Source organism: Janthinobacterium sp. GW822-FHT07H10 (assembly GCF_058798675.1).
This window is the reverse complement of record NZ_JBXAKS010000002.1, coordinates 219,261-237,017: the sequence shown is the minus strand read 5'-3', so window position 1 is coordinate 237,017 and position 17,757 is coordinate 219,261. Positions and strand designations below refer to the sequence as shown.

At 64.5% G+C, this 17,757-nt stretch carries 14 protein-coding genes; 7 read left to right on the top strand and 7 right to left on the bottom strand.

Annotated features, from left to right (window positions below):
- Positions 1–161 precede the first annotated feature (161 nt).
- Entirely contained in the window at positions 162–1,073 is a 912-nt protein-coding gene (locus AC1RDJ_RS05115; RefSeq protein WP_493026722.1) for a LysR family transcriptional regulator, read from the top strand.
- 473 nt (positions 1,074–1,546) lie between these two features.
- Here the strand turns inward: AC1RDJ_RS05115 and AC1RDJ_RS05110 are convergent, their stop codons facing one another.
- The 4 genes from AC1RDJ_RS05110 to AC1RDJ_RS05095 all read right to left on the bottom strand — a co-directional run bounded on the left by AC1RDJ_RS05110 (position 1,547) and on the right by AC1RDJ_RS05095 (position 4,958).
- Positions 1,547–1,750: a cold-shock protein gene (locus tag AC1RDJ_RS05110; protein ID WP_010398811.1), complete on the bottom strand. Its 204-nt coding sequence runs from the start codon at positions 1,748–1,750 to the stop codon at positions 1,547–1,549.
- A 299-nt stretch (positions 1,751–2,049) separates the two neighbouring features.
- Complete coding sequence (locus tag AC1RDJ_RS05105) at positions 2,050–2,412, bottom strand: Hpt domain-containing protein (RefSeq protein WP_493026720.1); 363 nt, start codon at positions 2,410–2,412, stop codon at positions 2,050–2,052.
- Positions 2,413–2,434: 22 nt separating this feature from the next.
- Positions 2,435–3,085 (bottom strand): uracil phosphoribosyltransferase, encoded by a 651-nt coding sequence (gene upp, locus AC1RDJ_RS05100; RefSeq protein ID WP_046682928.1) that lies wholly within the window; start codon positions 3,083–3,085, stop codon positions 2,435–2,437.
- A 190-nt stretch (positions 3,086–3,275) separates the two neighbouring features.
- Positions 3,276–4,958 (bottom strand): isovaleryl-CoA dehydrogenase, encoded by a 1,683-nt coding sequence (locus AC1RDJ_RS05095; protein ID WP_493026718.1) that lies wholly within the window; start codon positions 4,956–4,958, stop codon positions 3,276–3,278.
- Between the two features lie 430 nt (positions 4,959–5,388).
- On the opposite strand from AC1RDJ_RS05095, the gene AC1RDJ_RS05090 reads away from it, so the two are divergent.
- Together AC1RDJ_RS05090 and AC1RDJ_RS05085 are read left to right on the top strand one after the other, a co-directional pair.
- The gene (locus AC1RDJ_RS05090) at positions 5,389–7,068 is read left to right on the top strand and encodes a putative bifunctional diguanylate cyclase/phosphodiesterase (RefSeq protein WP_493026716.1); all 1,680 of its coding nucleotides are present in this window, start codon (positions 5,389–5,391) and stop codon (positions 7,066–7,068) included.
- A complete protein-coding gene (locus AC1RDJ_RS05085; protein ID WP_071323311.1) occupies positions 7,065–8,561 on the top strand; it encodes an HDOD domain-containing protein in 1,497 nt (498 codons plus the stop codon). Before AC1RDJ_RS05090 ends, AC1RDJ_RS05085 begins: the two co-directional genes overlap by 4 nt.
- 127 nt (positions 8,562–8,688) lie before the next feature.
- Here AC1RDJ_RS05085 and aroC read toward each other — a convergent pair whose 3' ends face one another.
- A complete protein-coding gene (aroC, locus tag AC1RDJ_RS05080; RefSeq protein ID WP_493026715.1) occupies positions 8,689–9,783 on the bottom strand; it encodes a chorismate synthase in 1,095 nt (364 codons plus the stop codon).
- Positions 9,784–10,341: 558 nt separating this feature from the next.
- Here aroC and AC1RDJ_RS05075 point away from each other — a divergent pair.
- On the top strand, positions 10,342–12,603 hold the full coding sequence (locus tag AC1RDJ_RS05075) for a GGDEF/EAL domain-containing response regulator (protein WP_071323309.1): 2,262 nt from the start codon (positions 10,342–10,344) through the stop codon (positions 12,601–12,603).
- Positions 12,604–12,673: 70 nt separating this feature from the next.
- On the opposite strand, the gene AC1RDJ_RS05070 is transcribed toward AC1RDJ_RS05075, so the two are convergent.
- Together AC1RDJ_RS05070 and AC1RDJ_RS05065 are read right to left on the bottom strand one after the other, a co-directional pair.
- The gene (locus tag AC1RDJ_RS05070) at positions 12,674–13,120 is read right to left on the bottom strand and encodes a CBS domain-containing protein (RefSeq protein ID WP_010398828.1); all 447 of its coding nucleotides are present in this window, start codon (positions 13,118–13,120) and stop codon (positions 12,674–12,676) included.
- A 129-nt stretch (positions 13,121–13,249) separates the two neighbouring features.
- Positions 13,250–13,873, bottom strand: a complete 624-nt coding sequence (locus tag AC1RDJ_RS05065) for a 2OG-Fe(II) oxygenase (RefSeq protein WP_493026712.1) — start codon at positions 13,871–13,873, stop codon at positions 13,250–13,252.
- Positions 13,874–14,160: 287 nt separating this feature from the next.
- On the opposite strand from AC1RDJ_RS05065, the gene AC1RDJ_RS05060 reads away from it, so the two are divergent.
- The 3 genes from AC1RDJ_RS05060 to AC1RDJ_RS05050 all read left to right on the top strand — a co-directional run bounded on the left by AC1RDJ_RS05060 (position 14,161) and on the right by AC1RDJ_RS05050 (position 17,749).
- Positions 14,161–15,471 carry an O-acetylhomoserine aminocarboxypropyltransferase gene (locus AC1RDJ_RS05060; RefSeq protein ID WP_493026710.1) on the top strand — a complete coding sequence of 437 codons (1,311 nt, stop codon included), beginning with the start codon at positions 14,161–14,163 and terminating at the stop codon, positions 15,469–15,471.
- 1 nt (position 15,472) lies between these two features.
- Complete coding sequence (locus tag AC1RDJ_RS05055) at positions 15,473–16,285, top strand: alpha/beta fold hydrolase (protein WP_493026709.1); 813 nt, start codon at positions 15,473–15,475, stop codon at positions 16,283–16,285.
- A 63-nt stretch (positions 16,286–16,348) separates the two neighbouring features.
- Complete coding sequence (locus AC1RDJ_RS05050) at positions 16,349–17,749, top strand: PoNe immunity protein domain-containing protein (RefSeq protein ID WP_493026708.1); 1,401 nt, start codon at positions 16,349–16,351, stop codon at positions 17,747–17,749.
- Positions 17,750–17,757 lie beyond the last annotated feature (8 nt).

Below are 17,757 nucleotides of genomic sequence, written 5' to 3'. Positions count from 1 at the left end.
AAGCCGAACGACTGTGCGGGCAAGCTGGACAGAGACGCGAAAACACTCTGCCGGGCGGCGCTTTTGTTCTATAGTATTGCACTATAAGGCATGGAAACGAGATTAAAAATCACTTCATCTATGCGTTTTTATCACAAGTTACGACATAACGAGAACACAGCATGGGCCAGTTCAGACAAATATCGACGTTCGTGGAAGTCGTCGCCAAGGGCAGCCTGTCGGCCGCCGCGCGCGCGGAAGGCATCGCCCCGGCCATGATAGGGCGCCGCCTCGATGCCCTGGAACAGCGTCTGGGCGTCAAATTGCTGCAGCGCACGACGCGCAAGCTGGCGCTGACGAATGAAGGTGCCGCCTTCCTCGAGGATTGCCAGCGCATCCTCGGCGAGCTGCAAGAGGCGGAAGCGGCCGTGGCCGAGCGCAGCGTGAAAGCCAGCGGCCATCTGCTCATTTCCGCGCCAGCCGGCTTCGGCCGCCAGCACGTGGCGCCGCTGATCCCCTCGTTCGTGGCCGAGCACCGCGACGTGACGGTATCGCTGAACCTGAACGACCGCCTCGTCGACCTGATCGGCGAAGGCATCGACGTGGCCATCCGCATCGCCAGCCTGTCCGATTCCTCGCTCGTGAGCACCAAGCTGGCCGACAACCAGCGCGTGCTGGTCGGCTCGCCCGCCTACCTGAAACGGGCGGGCACGCCGCGCATCCCGGCCGACCTGGCGAAACACAATTGCCTGGCGATCAGCAGCGAAGGCAGCCAGCGCGGCTGGACCTTCCGCGAAAACGGCAAGAATGTGATTTTAAAGGTGGCAGGCAACATGGTGTGCAACGATGGCGAAGTGCTGCACGACTGGGCGCTGGCGGGCAAGGGACTGGCGTGGCGCTCGATGTGGGAAGTGGGTGCCGAGATCGCTTCTGGCCAGCTGGTGACGGTACTGGACCAGTTCGCCGCGCCGGGCAACGACATTTACGCCGTGTTTGCCCAGCGCCGCCATTTGCCGCTGCGCATACGGGCATTCGTGGATTTTTTGCGGCATGCGTACTCGCAACCCGATTACTGGCGCGAACCGGCTTTCTGAGGATGCGAGACCAAACCTGCTGCGCATCGGCATAGGCGGCCGGCGATGCTCACCGGTCTTTACTACGTTGCGCTTCTCGCCCCCCCCCTGTCTTCCTCTCGCGACGGCTTTGTCCGGCGCCGAGACGTCAGCGGGAAAAGCCGTAGAGCTCGACTTAGAGGCTTGCGCTGACCAGGCAGGCCTGCCCGCCAGCAATGAGACAAAGCGGCAACAAGCAGCGGCGCAGGTCGGCATGGCACAGCCTAAGCCGACGCCTCCCAGCCCAGTGACGACAGGGAAATGCGGGCCGGCCGGCATACGCATAAGCGCCAGGCCGACCTGCCCGCCCGACGCTGCAGCGCAGCCGCCCGACAAATGGCTGCGCACGGGCAAAATGTCCCCGTAAAACACATAAAACCCATGCCTTACGGAAATTCAGGCGAAAAAAAATCCTCGGAGACCGAGGATTTCTTTATTTCGTTTGATCCAGCGTATTAGATTGGCTGAATGTTCGAAGCTTGCTTGCCTTTAGGGCCAGCGGTCACTTCAAAAGAAACGCGTTGGTTCTCTTGCAGGGACTTGAAGCCGTTCGACTGGATAGCCGAGAAGTGAGCGAACAGATCTTCGCCGCCTTCGTCAGGGGTAATAAAGCCGAAACCCTTCGAATCATTGAACCATTTTACGATGCCAGTTGCCATTACAATTTCCTATTTCAGTTAAGTTGGGCTTGCGCCCGTTATATCGTTTGAAGCAAGAAAGAAATGACAGACAAACTGCACTACTACCTCGAATCCAACGATGCCCAATTATACCAACAAAACTGAGAAAAACCATTCTTTCGCAAAATAAACTTGCGAACACTACTTTGATAGCCAAATCCCCGTCTTGCGGCGCCCTGTACCAGCGGCATGGACACACTATATCCTAATCTACGACGCGGGGGCTTTGCGTTGTATCAAATGAATCATTGCAACCACACCCACTATGACGCGGTCGTTCAGGCAGTGAAGTGGGTGGCGGCCGCATCGCTCTCCGCCCAGCGCAATAGCGCCCCCACCTGCGCGCTCAGCACCGGCCACTCGGTCAGCACCGGCCCCGGCTCGTTGAGCAGCACGCGCACCAGCTGCTCGATGCGCCGGCATTCCTGGCCCAGCGCGGCGAAACCAAAGGTGGCGGCCGAGCCGGCCACCGCGTGCAGCGCACGGTGCAGCTCCGTCAGCGGATCCAGGCGCGGCCCCTCGCCATCGCAACGTGCTTGCGCTTGGGCAATCGTTTGCATCAGAGCTGGCACGCTAGCCGCATATTTGTCGTTCAAGGCGCGCAAACGGGCGCGAAAATCCGGGTCGATCAAGGTTGCCATCGCGATACTCGCCTGAAAACGCTTACTTGGTACCGAAGATACGGTCGCCGGCGTCGCCCAGGCCCGGCACGATGTAGGCGTGGTCGTCGAGGTGCGAATCGAGCGCGGCGCAGAACATCTTGACATTCGGGTGCGCGTTCTGGAACACGGTGACGCCTTCCGGTGCGGCCACCAGTGCCAGGAAGATGATCTGCTCGTCGGTCACGCCGCGTTTCTTCAGCACGTCGACGGCGTACACGGCCGAATTGCCGGTCGCCACCATCGGATCGCACAGGATGAAGGTGCGCTCGTTCAAGTCCGGCAGGCGCACCAGGTATTCCACGGGCATGTGGGTGGCCGGGTCGCGGTACACGCCGATGTGGCCCACGCGCGCCGACGGCACCAGGTTCAGCAGGCCATCGCTCATGCCGATGCCGGCGCGCAGGATGGGCACGATGGCCAGTTTCTTGCCCGCAATGACGGGCGCGTCGATGGTCACCAGCGGCGTCTTGATTTCGCGCGTCGTCAGCGGCAAGTCGCGCGTGATTTCATAGCCCATCAGCAAGGTGATCTCCTTGAGCAACTCGCGGAAGGTGCGCGTCGACGTATCGTGCTCGCGCATGTGGCTCAGCTTGTGCTGGATCAAGGGATGGTCGGTAATGAACAGATTGGGGAAGCGTGGATCTTGTTTCATGTTATTTTTCTTTCTCTACTCTCTGGCGCGGCGGCATGCATGGCCGCAAACGCGCTGTGCGTCGATAAAATGATGGATTCCAGCATTATCCCAGCCCACAGCCCGCCTGTGGCCGGAATTTTCGACATTGCATACAAAAATCCGCTTTCCGCGCCGCGCGGGGCCAGTGCGGCGTCCTGCCCCGCCCTCCTCAATACTCGCGCAGCGCGCGCGCCAGGATGGCTGCGCAATCGGTGCCGGCCGGCAAGCGGCCATACGCGCCGCCCGGCGCCTGCGCCAGGCGCGAGCCCAGGAAGGCTTGTGCGACAAATGGCGGCGCGTGGCGCAGCAGCAAGCCGCCCTGCACGGCCAGCACGATGCGTTCGGCCAGCCGCCTGGCGCCAAATTCATCCGTTTGCGCCCCGTCCAGGTCGGCCAGCAGGCGCGCGCGGTAGCCGGCGAACGTGGCATCGTCATCGCCGGCCAGCGCCAGCTCGGCCGCCAGGGCATCGCGCGCGGCCGGCGACTTGCCGAACGCGCGCAAGACATCGAGGCACATGACGTTGCCCGAGCCTTCCCAGATCGAGTTGACGGGCAGCTCGCGGTACAGGCGCGCCAGCGGCGCGTCTTCCACGTAGCCGGTGCCGCCCAGCACTTCCATGGCTTCCGCGCCGAAGCCGGGGCCACGCTTGCAGATCCAGTACTTGCCGGCCGGCGTCAGCACGCGCGCCAGCATGGCTTGCTGCGGATCGTCCTTTTCATCGAAGCAACGTGCCAGGCGCAGCGCGAACGCGGTGGCCGCTTCCGATTCCAGCGCCAGGTCGGCCAGCACGTTCTGCATCAGCGGCTGCTCGACGAGCGGCTTGCCGAACGCGGCCCGCTGGCGCGCATGGTGCAGCGCCTGGCTCAAGGCGGCGCGCATGATGCCGGTGCTGCCCAGCACGCAATCGAGGCGCGTGTGGCTGGCCATTTCCAGTATCGTGGGGATCCCCCGCCCCGGCTGGCCCACCAGCCAGCCGTAGGCGTTGGCGAACTCCACTTCCGACGACGCATTCGAGCGGTTGCCCAGCTTGTCCTTCAGGCGCTGCACGCGGATGGCGTTGCGGCTGCCATCGGGCAGGAAGCGCGGCAGGAAAAAGCACGACAGCCCCTCCTCGTCCGCCTGCGCCAGGATCAGATGGGCATCGCTTTGCGGCGCCGAAAAAAACCATTTATGGCCGACGATGCGCCAGGCGCCGTCCGCCTGCCCGCCAAACAGGGTGCGCGCCTCGGCCGGCGGCACGCGCGTGGCCCGCGTCGTGTTGCTGCGCACGTCGGAGCCGCCCTGCTTTTCCGTCATGCCCATGCCGACCAGGGCGCCGCGCTTCTGCTCCACGGGCAGCGAGCGGGGGTCGTAGTGGCGCGACAATATCTTCGGCAGCCAGCGCTCGGCAATTTGCGGCAGATCAAGGGCCTGGCGCAGGGCCGGCACCGAGGCATACGTCATCGTCACCGGACATTGCGTGCCGTTTTCCAGCTGCCCCACTAATAGATAGGCGGCCGCGCGCGCCACCTGGGCGCCCGGACCGGGCGCGGCCCATGGCGAGGCATGCGCGCCGGCGCCGACGAGGATGGCCATCAGCTCATGCCAGGCCGGGTGGAACAGCACTTCGTCGATGCGGCGCCCGGCGCGGTCGAACTGCTGCAGTTCCGGCGTATGGATATTCGCCAGGCGCGCCAGCGCGATCGTCTCGGCGCGGCCCAGCCTTTCGCCCAGCGCATCGAGTTCCTGCAGCGCGGCGCCGCCGCCCTCGCGCAGCAGCGCCTCGATCAGCGCCGGATCGCAGGCGAACAGGTTGACGTTCTCGAACGGCGTCGCCTGGTTGAAAACTTCATGCGTGTCAAAGGCATTCATGGCTGTCTCCCGCGATTTGTTATCATGGCGCCCTCGCCGCCGCTGGCGCACCGTGCATCCGTCTGCCAGCCAGACTAGCGCAAACGCGCGGGCGGGGCAAGCGCGCCGCAGCGGTGCGATGAGGGGTGAAACGGGGCCACGCAAAAAGCTTCCTGATTTTTTCAGGGAAGACAGGATTATTTATAAAACCTGAAGCAATGTTGCTCTATTTCATGTATTCGGGTGCTTTTCAATGATACATTTCGTGTGGATCGCGTTCCCATAGTCACTCTAGCCTGCTATTGCGGCAAGCTGCCCTACGCACTACTCCCGTTGGCTCCCGGCAATGCGCCGGAAGCCGGCACTGACAAAGAAGGTAAAAGCCAGCACGATGTTTTCCAGTACCCCATCCGCCGCCCACCGCGAGGCTCGCCACGAGTTGGACAACCTCATGGAAGAGGCAGGCGACGTCGTGTTCCGGCTCGATGCGGACGGCCTGATCCTGTTCGCCAGCAAACGCGCGGCCACCCTGTTCGGCGCGGCCAATGGCCTGGGCGGCCATTTGCTGCTGCCGCTGGCGGCCGAAGCGTCGCGCGCCGCGCTGCAAGCGGCACTGGAAGACGCCCTGGCCGAACCGGGACGCCTGGAAGTGCGGCTGCAAACGCCGGACCAGGAAATCTGGTTCGAACTGCGCCTGTCTTCCTATATGAACGCGGCCGGCGTCGCCGAATTGCTGGTGGTCGGGCGCGACACCTCGGCCCAGCACAGTACGGAAGAACGGCTGCGCCACATGGCCACGCACGATGCCCTGACCGGCTTGCCGAACCGCCTGCTGCTGTCGGACCGCATCCGCATGGTGATCGCCCAGGCCGCGCGCTCGGGCCAGGGCTTTTCCGTCGCCACCATCGGCCTCGATGGCTTCAAGAAGGTCAACGATGGCCTCGGCCACCCGGTCGGCGACGCCGTGCTGCGCCTGGCCGCCGCGCGCCTGCGCAAGACCCTGCGCGACAGCGACACCCTGGCGCGCGTGGGCGGCGATGAATTCGTCGCCGTGCTGCCCGGCAGCGCCACCGATGCGCAGATCAAGCTGGTGACGGGCCGCCTGCTGGCCACCCTGCAGGCGCCGTTCGAGGTCGATGGCCACACGATTTACATTGGCGCATCCGTCGGCGTGGCGATCTATCCGCTGCACGCGGAAGACGAAGTGCGGCTGGTGGCGCTGGCCGATGCGGCCATGTCGCGCGCCAAGGAAACGGGCAAGGCCCGCTGCCTGGTCTACAGCCCGCGCCTGAATGGCCCGTCGGAACACGATATCTCGCTGGAAGCGGCCATGTTCCACGCCGTGCGCGAAGGAGAATTCCTGCTCTTCTACCAGCCCATCGTCGACGCCCACACGCGCCAGATCCAGGGCTTTGAAACCCTGATGCGCTGGAAGCACCCCACCCTGGGACTGGTGCCGCCCGTGCGCTTCATCCCCATCGCCGAGGCGAATGGCCTGATCAACCTGCTGGGCGCCTGGGCCCTGAAGGCGGCCTGCGTGCAGCTCAAGCAGTTCCAGGAAGTGGCCAAGCGGGCGCTGTACATCTCCGTCAATATCAGTCCGCGCCAGTTCCGCAACGACAAATTCCTTGACGTGCTGGACGACGCCATCGCCTTTTCGGGCCTCTCCGGCGAACACCTGGTGCTGGAAATCACGGAAGGCACGCTGATGATCGATCCCGTGCACGCGGAAACCATCCTCGGCAAGATGACGGAGCGCCGCGCGCGCATCGCCATCGACGATTTCGGCACCGGCTATTCCTCGCTGGCCTACCTGAAGCGCTTCCCCATTTCCGTGCTGAAGATCGACCGCACCTTCATCAAGGATTTGCCGGAATCGAGCAAGGATGCGGCCATCTGCAACACGATTCTCGACCTGGCCAAGCATTTGAATTTGTCCGTGGTGGCCGAGGGCGTGGAAACGGAGGAGCAGATGCACTTCATGGAATCGCGCGGCTGCCACTATGTGCAAGGCTACCTGACGGGCAAACCGATGCCGGCCCACGCGGCGCTATCGGCCTTGAGCGACAAAACCTATGCGGCGCTGGTGCCCACGCCGTCTGCCAATGAGCTGCGCGGAGGTGTGCAATGAACCCTGGCCATTTCACGGCGCCGACCCAGCTCGGCAAAAACACCCTGGAACTGCTGTGGGCGCGCACGCGCCAGCAGGGCGACATGCCCGGCTTCGCCAAGGCCATCAGCGCCATCCTCGGCGCCATGCGCGGCGAGGATGACCACGAATTCGACATCACGCAAACGGTGCTGTCGGACCCTGTCCTCACGCACAAGGTGCTGCGCCTGGCCAACAGCGGCATGTATTCGGCCTTCGGCCAGCGGGTCAACACGGTATCGAAAGCCGTGCTGGTGCTCGGCATCGACGCCATCGGCCACCTGGCGCTGGGCCTGAAACTGATCGAGGAACTGTCGCAGGCCTCGCCGGACTCCGTCAGCGCCCACGTGGAAATGGAAAAGGCCGTGCTGGCCGGCATGGTGGCGCAGCAGGTGGCCACCAGCGCCGGCAGCCTGCAGGCCGAACAGGCCGTCGTCTGCTCGATGCTGCACACCCTGGGCCGCATGATGGTGACGTTCTACATGACGGACTTCTGGGCCCGCATGCAGGCGCACGCCGGGCCCGGCAACGAGGCGGCCGCCGCGCGCGAGATCCTCGGCCTGTCGCTGCCGGAAGTGGGCTATGCCACGGCCGCCCACTGGGGCTTGCCGCAGCACCTGATCAACGGCATGCGCCCGATGGATCCGTCGCCCGACAATTCCCCCGTCAGCGGCGCCGACTGGATGGCGGGCCTGTCGACGATGGCGGCGCGCTGCGCCGACTCGCTGTGGCATGACGATGCGGCCGGCGCGGCCCAGGTGCACGCGCTGATCGACAATTATGCGGGCACCCTGGGCATCGCCGCCAACGACCTGGGCGTGGCGGTGGACAAGGCGAAGATGATGGCGGCGGCCGACCTGTCGATCGCGCCGCTGTCGAAGCCGGCCGAACGGCGCGCGCGCCAGCTGGCGTCCACGCGCATGCGCGCCGAGGGCAACCGCGTGCTGATCAGCGGCCTGGCCGACCTGCGCGGCGCCATCGGCAGCGCCAGTCCCGGGCAAATGGTCTCGATGGCGCTGGAAACGCTGCACCAGGGCTTTGATTTTTCGCGCTCGGTGGCGTTCGTGCGCAACCACAAGGATCACTTGTACTCGGCGCGCATCAGCATGGGCGAAGGCATGGCCGACCTGCAGGATTTGATGGTGTTTGGCGACACGTATGAACCGAACGTCTTCCACGCGGCCCTCAATAGCGACCGCGTGATCTTCATCGACAATGCGCGCGACCCGAAATTCGCCGCCAAGCTGCCACAATGGTGGAAGGCCACGCTGTCGGAAGCGCGCAGCTTCGTCGTGCTGCCGCTGTCGGCCAACGGCCACCCGACGGGATTCCTGTACGGCGACTGGGACGACAGCTTCCCGCCGATCCAGCTGAACCAGACGGAATTCAACCTGATCAACGATATCCGGGCGTTGCTGGTGCAGTCGGTGGAGATGCGCCACCAACTCGAGCTGGTGGCAAACAAGGTGGCGTGACAGGAAACGCCGACAATGGTGTCGGATTACGCGCAAGCGCTAATCCGACCTACACGCTAAGCCGACCTGCATGGCATGGGTCGTAGGTCGGATCAGGGCCGCAGGCCCGCGATCCGACAACCCTCACTTACTTCAGCTTCGGCGTACCCACGCTGACATCGCCGCATTGCGCGCGGTGCATCAGGGCGTGGTCGATCAGCACCAGCGCCAGCATGGCTTCGGCGATCGGCGTGGCGCGGATGCCCACGCAGGGGTCGTGGCGGCCGAACGTTTCCACCATCACGGGATTGCCCTCTTTATCGATCGAGCGGCGCGGCGTGCGGATCGACGACGTCGGCTTGATGGCGATCGACACGCTGATATCCTGCCCCGTCGAGATGCCGCCGAGCACGCCGCCGGCGTTATTGCCGATGAAACCTTCGGGCGTCAGTTCATCGCCGTGTTCCGAGCCCTTTTGCGCCACCGAATCGAAGCCGGCGCCGATTTCCACGCCCTTGACGGCATTGATGCCCATCATGGCGTAGGCGATGTCGGCGTCGAGCTTGTCGTAGATGGGCTGGCCCAGGCCGACGGGCACGTTTTGCGCGATCACGTCGATGCGCGCGCCGATCGAATCGCCGTCGCGGCGCAGCTGGTCCATGGCGTCTTCCATGCGCGCGATCAGGTCCGCGTCGGCGCTGGCGGCAAAGAAGGGGTTCGCATGCACGTGTTCCCACGACTGGAACGGCACGGCAATGTCGCCCAGCTGGCTCATGCAGCCCTTGAACGTGGTGCCGTACTGCTGCAGCAGCCATTTCTTGGCGATCGCCGCCGCGCCCACGACGGGCGCCGTCAGGCGCGCCGACGAGCGTCCGCCGCCGCGCGGGTCGCGCACGCCGTATTTATGCCAGTAGGTGTAATCGGCGTGGCCGGGACGGAAGCTTTCCGCGATATTGCCGTAATCCTTGCTGCGCTGGTCTTCATTGCGGATCAGCAGCGCGATGGGCGTGCCCGTCGTCACGCCCTGGTACACGCCGGAGAGGATTTCCACCGTATCCGATTCCTGGCGCTGCGTCACGTGGCGCGAAGTGCCCGGTTTGCGGCGGTCCAGCTCGGGCTGGATATCGGATTCCGACAGGACCAGGCCCGGCGGACAGCCGTCGATCACGCAACCGATGGCCGGGCCATGCGATTCGCCGAAAGTGGTAACAGTAAACAGCTTGCCAAAAGAGTTGCCGGACATAGTAGGGAGATGTGAGGACTGGAAAACTCAATTCTACCAGCCGCGGGGCATGCCATGCCGCTAATGCCACGCCAGCGCCCGATATTCGCGCGCCTGTCCGCCCTCGCTGCCGCCATTTGCCGCGCAGGAATTGCCATTTTTAAATCCCGCGTTTTTTTTCGTATGAAAAATGCCAGATATGAGTTGCAATCATGCAAAACAATAAATATTGCCCCACAGAATAGGCTTAAAAAAACATTTTGCTTATTAAATAGCTATATACTTGGATCAAAGCGCGCTACACAATACTGGTTGCCAAACCAGATTTGTGCAGCGCCGAGAGCGCGTCACAAAATGCCCAGGGCCAGGCGTCGTTGCCAAAGAGAGTACGCGAGTACGGCGAGGCAAAGCGCCACGGCAATTGAGTGCTGTTTTGGCTGCCCCTGAGTGCATCAGAAATGCCCAGGGCTAGGCGCGCTGCCGAAGTCAGTACGCGAGTACGGCGAGGCAGCGCAACAACGCCATGGACATTTCTGATGTGCTCACATTCCGTACTGAGTCATCCAGGAGAAGCTATACATGCCCGCACCGATCATCCCCCTTGACGCCAACAAGGACGATCACGACGACCTGGTATTTCTCGATGAGCAACCAGCGCTGCCGCTGGCCGCCGCGCCGCGCAGCGTCTGGCGGGTGATGATCATCGACGACGATGAAGACGTCCACTCCACCACCACTTTCGCGCTGGGCAACCTGGAAATGCAGCACCGTCCGCTGGAATTCGTGCATGCCTACTCGGCCGGCCAGGCGCGCGAACTGCTCAAGCACGAGAACGACATCGCCGTCATCCTGCTCGACGTGGTGATGGAACAGGACGACGCCGGCCTGCACCTGGTGCGCTACATCCGCGAAACCCTGAAGATGACGGACGTGCGCATCATCCTGCGCACGGGCCAGCCTGGCTATGCGCCAGAAATCGACGCCATCCGCGATTTCGACATCAACGACTACAAGACCAAGTCGGAATTGACGCGCATCAAACTGTTTACCACGGTGACGGCCGCCATCCGCTCGTACGAACAGATCCGCTCGATCAGCAGCAGCCGGCGCGGCCTGGACCAGATCGTGCACGCCAGCACGCAGCTGATGGCCCTGCATGGCGTGCAGAATTTCTCGGCCGGCGTGCTGGCGCAGATCGCCGACCTGCTGGGCATCCGCGCCGACGGCGTGCTGTGCGTGCAGGAACTGCTCGACAGCGGCGCCAAGGAATTGCTCGTCTCGGCCTGCACGGGCAGCTTTTCCGGCCTGCCGCACAGCGCCCTGTGCGGCCTGCAAAACCCACGCGTGATGGCCGCCATCGAACACACGCTGGCACAGCGGCGCAATGTGTACGCGCACGATTACGCCACCCTGTACTTCGCCGGCAAGTCGAGCCGCGACGCGGCCGCCTACCTGCTGCTGCCGCGCCCCCTCTCGGCCATCGATGAAAGTCTGCTGGAAGTATTCTGCAGCAATGTCGCCGTCGGCCTGGACAATGTCGAGCTCGTGTCGCACCTGCATAACGCGGCCTTCTACGACAACCTGTCGAAACTGCCCAACCGCACGCGCCTGGTGGAAATCCTCGACGCCACCCTGGCCGGCCCCGCGCGCGACGACGCCACCCTGTCGCTGGTCGACCTCGACCACTTTGCCGAAACCAACGATGCGCTGGGCCACCAGTTCGGCGACCTGCTGCTCGTCGCCGTGGCGGGCCGCCTGCAAACGGAACTGGGGTCGCAGCTGACCGTGGCGCGCCTGGGCGGCGACATCTTCTGCGTGCTCGGCGACTCGTCGCAAGTCAATCCCGCCAACATCCTGGCCCTGTTCCAGGCGCCGTTCTGCATCGACGGCCAGGACGTGCAACTGTCCGCCACCCTGGGCCTGGTGCGCCTGGGCGAACATGCGGGCACGGGCGCGGACGCGCTGAAGGATGCCGACATCGCCCTGAAGCGGGCGAAAAGCCAGCAGCGGGCCGGGCACTTCTATTTCTCGCGCAGCATGGGCATCGAAATCCGCGAACGCGTGCGCATGATGCACGCGCTGCGCACGGCCTTCAGCCAGGGTCAGCTGTTTGTCGTGTACCAGCCGCAGATCGACCTGACCACGCGCCGCCCCGTCGGCGCGGAAGCGCTGCTGCGCTGGCAGACGCCGGACGGCAAGTTCATCTCGCCCGACCGCTTCATCCCCATCGCCGAGTATTCGGGCATCATCATCGACCTCGGCGAATGGGTGCTGCGCACGGCCTGCCGCGAACTGGTGCTGCTGCGCGAACAGGGCCACCGCAACTTCGTCATGTCCGTCAACGTGTCGCAAGTGCAATTCCGCCATCCGCTGTTCCTGGAAATGCTGCGCGCGGCGCTGGAAGAGACGCAGGCGCCGCCCGAATTCATCGAGCTGGAAATCACGGAATCGATGGCCATGGAAGAGCCGGATTTATTGATCAAGATGTTGTGGCAGATCAAGCAGACGGGCGTGAGCATCGCCATCGACGACTTCGGCACGGGCTTCTCGTCGCTGTCCTACCTGCAGCGCCTGCAGGTCGACCGTCTGAAGATCGACCGCGCCTTCGTCACGGAAATCACGGGCTCCGCGCGCGGCAGCAGCATCGCCGAGATGGTGATACAGCTGGGCCGCAACCTGGGCCTGGCCGTCATCGCGGAAGGCGTGGAAGACGAGCGCCAGGCGCAGATCTTGCAGGCGCTGGGCTGCCCGATGGCGCAAGGCTTCCTGTTTGCCCGTCCCATGACGGCTGCGGCGCTGGGCAGCTGGCTGAACAATGAGGCGCTGCAGGGCGCGGCGTAAACGCCGTATCTTGCCCCTGGAATGCAAAACGCCGGCGATGCCGGCGTTGCTTTAACTGCAAGGAATGAATTCAGTCGGTGGTTTCGGCCGGCCAGTCGCGGATATACGCCTTGAGCATCTGGTTTTCAAAGCTTTGCGCTTCCAGCACGGCGCGCGCCACGTCGTAGAAGGAGATGACGCCCAGCAAGGTCTTGGCGTTCATCACGGGCAGGTAGCGCGCGTGCTTTTCCAGCATGATGCGGCGCACTTCGTTCACTTCCGTATCGGGAGTGACGGTGATCGGGTGGTCATCCATGTGCTTGCGCACGGTGCCGCCGCCGATCTGGCCCGCGTTTTCGTGCAGCGCGTTCAACACTTCGCGGAAGGTCAGCATGCCGACCAGGTCGCCAAATTCCATGACCACCAGCGAACCGATGTCTTTTTCAGCCATGGTATTGGCCGCGTCAAGCAGGGGCTGGTCAGGCGTGACCGTGTAGAGAATATTGCCCTTGACTTGGAGAATTTCAGATACTTTCATATTGGCCGTCCTGTCCGCGTGATTGGTATTTTAGTTATTCTAAGCCCTTACTGCGACTGTAGCCTATGCCTGCGGAAAAATCCAGCCTTGCGCACAATCAAATCGAGGGGGATTGCGCGCAACATTGCGTCACGCGCGGCGGCGGAACCAGCCGGCTATCGACAGGCGCTCCCGCGCCGTCGGCAGCACCTCGTGCAGCATCTCGCCCGACAGGAACATGGCCATGCGCCCCGCTACCGGCGCCACGTCCACCACGGGCGCGCCCTGCGGGTACAGGCGCAGGGCGCCGCCGTGCGCGGGCAGCCAGTCATCGTTGAGGTACAGCACGACGGAAACGGTGCGCTTGTCGTCGTCGCGGAAACGGTCCAGATGGGCGCGGTAAAAGGCGCCCGGCGCATACAGGGCGAAATGGCTTTCATACTCGTCCAGTCCCAGGAACAGCTCGCGGTTCAGGGTCAGGCGCAGCGCTTCCATATGCTCGAGGTAACGGTCGCAGGCGGCGGAACGCCCCGCTTCCAGCCATTCGATATGGTCGCCGCGGATATCCGGCTGCAGCAAGGGCGCGTGGCCGCTGCCCACGCCGGCGCCCTTCATGTTGCCGTTGAGCATGGATTGCACGCACTCGGCGGCCAGCTGGCGACTGAGTTCAGGAGGAATGAAATGCTCTTGCATGACCCAGCCTGCGTGGCACAGGCCGTCGGCGACAGATGGTCCGGGTACGGCGAGGGCGCCGTCGAACGATGGTGCGGGCATAAAATCTTTCCTGGTGAACATGCAATGAGAGTGCGCCTGAAGCCCAGGATTTCGCTTGCATGCAGCCGCCTTCCCCACGGCGCGGCGCACGCGCGAGGGTGAAACAACCCGAATATCGCTGACCCGATATGCTACCACCGCCGCCCCGCGCCGGTCACTTTTTTTCGACTTCAAGTTACACCGCTTAGCCGCCAGCACGGCGCCATGCGCCCTGCACGCATGCCCTTTTGCTCGGCGGCAAATCCGGGTACGATCTGGCCACACTAATATTTGGCGGAGACACCACCATGAGCGGCCCGAAATACCCCGGTTTCGATACCCTATCCCTGCACGCGGGCGCCGCGCCCGACCCGGCCACGGGCGCGCGCGCCACGCCGATCCACTTCACGTCCTCGTTTGCCTTCAAGAGTTCGGATCACGCGGCTTCGCTGTTCAACATGGAGCGCGCCGGCCATGTGTATTCGCGCATCTCGAATCCCACCAATGCCGTGCTGGAAGAGCGCATCGCCGCCCTCGAAGGCGGCGTGGCCGGCATCGCCACGGCCAGCGGCCAGGCCGCCATGCACCTGGGCCTGTCCACCATCGCCGGCGCCGGCTCGCACATCGTCGCCTCGCGCGCCCTGTACGGCGGCTCGCACAACCTGCTGTCCTATACATTAAAACGCTTCGGCATCGAGACGACGTTCGTCGATCCGCGCGATCCGGATGCCTGGCGCGCCGCGATCCGTCCGAACACCAAGGTGCTGTTCGCGGAAACCCTGGGCAATCCCGGCCTCGACGTGCTGGACATCCCGACGGTCGCCGCGCTGGCGCACGAGCATCATCTGCCGCTGATGCTCGACTCCACCTTCACCACGCCGTATCTGCTGCGTCCCTTCGAGCATGGCGCCGACCTGGTGTTCCACTCTGCCACCAAATTTTTATGCGGCCATGGCACGGCCATCGGCGGCTTGCTCGTCGACGGCGGCACCTTCGACTGGCAGGCGGCCTACGACAGGACGGGCCGCTTTGCCGAACTGTGCGAACCGTATGACGGCTTCCACGGCATGGTCTTCGCCGAGGAATCGACGGTGGCGCCGTTCGCCCTGCGCGCGCGGCGCGAGGGCTTGCGCGACTTCGGCGCCGTCATGAGCCCGCACAACGCCTTCGCCGTGCTGCAAGGCGTGGAAACCCTGGGCTTGCGCATGGACCGCCACGTGGCCAACACGCGCAAGGTGATCGACTTCCTGCTGGCCAATCCCGCCGTGGAGTCCGTGTCCTACCCCGAACTGCCCTCGCATCCCGATTACGCACTGGCCAAGACCCTGCTGCCGAAAGGCGCCGGCGCCGTCTTCACCTTCAGCCTGCGCGGCGACCGCGCGGCCGGCCAGCGCTTCGTCGACAGCCTGAAAATCTTCTCGCACCTGGCCAACGTGGGCGACGCCAAGTCGCTCGTCATCCATCCCGCCTCCACCACGCACTTCCGCGTGCCCAACGAGCAGCTGGCGCAGGCCGGCATCACGCAGGGCACCATGCGCCTGTCCGTGGGACTGGAAGACGCGGACGATTTGATCGAAGACCTGGCCCGTGGCCTGAAACTGTCGCAGAAAGGCGCCTGAAATGCTGTTCACCATCGACCATACCGTCGCCTACTGCTACACGGGCGGCAAGGCTTTTGACCCCAATCAGCCGACGGCCGTCTTCATCCACGGCGCGCAGAACGACCATTCCGTATGGGCCCTGCAGACGCGCTATTTCGCCCACCATGGCTGGAACGTGCTGGCCGTCGACCTGCCCGGCCATGGCCGCAGCCTGGGCGCGGCGAAAGCCAGCGTCGAGGAACTGGCGCGCTGGATACTGGCCGTGCTGGACGCGGCCGGCGCAGACAAGGCCATGCTGGCCGGCCACAGCATGGGCTCATTGATCGCGCTGGAAGCGGCCTTCCAGGCGCCGCAGCGGGTCAGCCGGCTGGCCATGCTCGGCTCGACCTACCCGATGAAGGTGTCGCCGGCGCTGCTGGAAACCTCGCTGCACGATGAACAGGCGGCCATCGACATGGTCAATATCTGGTCGCATTCGTCGATCGCGCAAAAGCCGTCGTTCCCCGGCCCCGGCTTCTATGCCATGGGCGGCGCGCGGCGCCTGAAGCAGCGCATCGCCGCCATCAACCCGCAGCACGTGTTCCATACGGACTTTTATGCCTGCAATGCGTACGCGAACGGCGAAATCGCCGCCGCTTCGGTACACTGCCCGACTTTATTCATTTTCGGCGCGCGCGACATGATGACGCCGCCCAAATCGACCCGGCTGCTGACCTCAGGCATCGCGCATGGCCAGGTGGTGCAGGTCGACAGCGGGCATGAATTGATGGCCGAGCAGCCGGACGCCGTGCTCGACGCGCTGTTTGCGTTTGCGCAAACAGCGCCCGCGTGAGGCGCTGACACTGGTACCCGCGTGGCGGCGGCAGCTTGCCACGCCCATTTTTAGGATAGATGCATGATGTTGTTGGACACCCTGCTGGACGAACTGACTGGCCGCGGCAGCGGCACGGAAGCGGCGCGGCACGAACGCTACACCTGGCTGGAACAGCTGCGCTGCGATAATCCGCAAGCGGCCGAAGGCGGCCCCATGGCCGGCATACCGGGCTACCACTGGTACCGCCTGCCGCAAGCCGTCACCGTGGCGGGCTGCCGCAGCGACCTGCTGGTCGGCACCCTGAACGCCCAATACCTGGTCTTCGAAGGCCGCCATGCGCCCGCGTTCGCGGCCGCACTGGGCCTGCAATACGATGCCAATAACCGCATCGACCGGCCCGGCGGCCTCGACGAACTGCTCGACGCCTATGCGGAACAGGCCGATGGCGGCTGGACCACTGTGCCCGCCGCCCGGCAGGGCATGCCGCTGGCGGGCTGGGACGACGTGTACTTCCGCGTGCGCGACCTGAGCGACGGCAAGGCCATCCAGAGCGTCACCACCATCGCCTACGAGAGCAGCCGCTTTCCCGGCTATACCCTGCTGGGCACGACCATGGTGGGCGCCGGGGCCATCGCCCACGACGACGAGACGGCGCTGTATATGCGGCAAATCTTTGCCGACTGGGCCATCCAGCGCGACTGCGCCAACGCCTGCGCGCCGTCCTCCGCGCCGTGGCACTGTACGCCGCGCCAGGCGCCGCCCGCGCCGTTCGGCACTCCGTTTGATTTCGCGCGCAACCTGGCCTACCTCGACGCCCTGCTGGCAGCGTATGCACGGGCGCAGGCGCTGGACGATGGCGGCGATGACGGCTACTGGGCCTGTGCGGCCGCCAGCGCCGCGTACCAGGCGTTTTCGCTGCGCTACACGGCAGGCTTGCCCTTGCCCGAGGTGGAAACGGCGCTGGAAGCTGCCATCGCCGCCTGCGAATCGGCGCGCGCGGCCCTGGCCGCAGCCTACGATGACGACGCCTTGCCCGCCTTTGATTTCGAACAGCTGACCGACTATGCGCGCACCCTGCAACTGCTGGGGGCCAGCCTGCTGTTCGGCCGCCACGACCTGGCCGCGCGCCTGGCCGCGCTGCAAACGGCCTTCGATGGCGAGGATGGCGTGTATGAGGCGCTGCTGTCTGCCATCGATCCGCGGCGTCCCGCCGTCGAGGAGTGGTATTTCGCCGAACCCTGCTCGGCCCTGTACGACTGCCTGCGCGCGGACGATGCAACGCTGCAGCTGGAATACCTGCAAGACTACCTGGCCAGCTGGCACGGCGCGCTGGTGCAGGAAGACTGGTTCAACGGCCATCTTCGCGCGCAGGGCCTGGGCGGCTATTACGGCCTGTGGGCCTTCGAGGCGGCCGCCGTGGCGCAACGCCTGGGACTCGATCGCGGCGCGCTCGCGCACTGGCTCATGCCGCCCGCCCCCTGAACCATTCC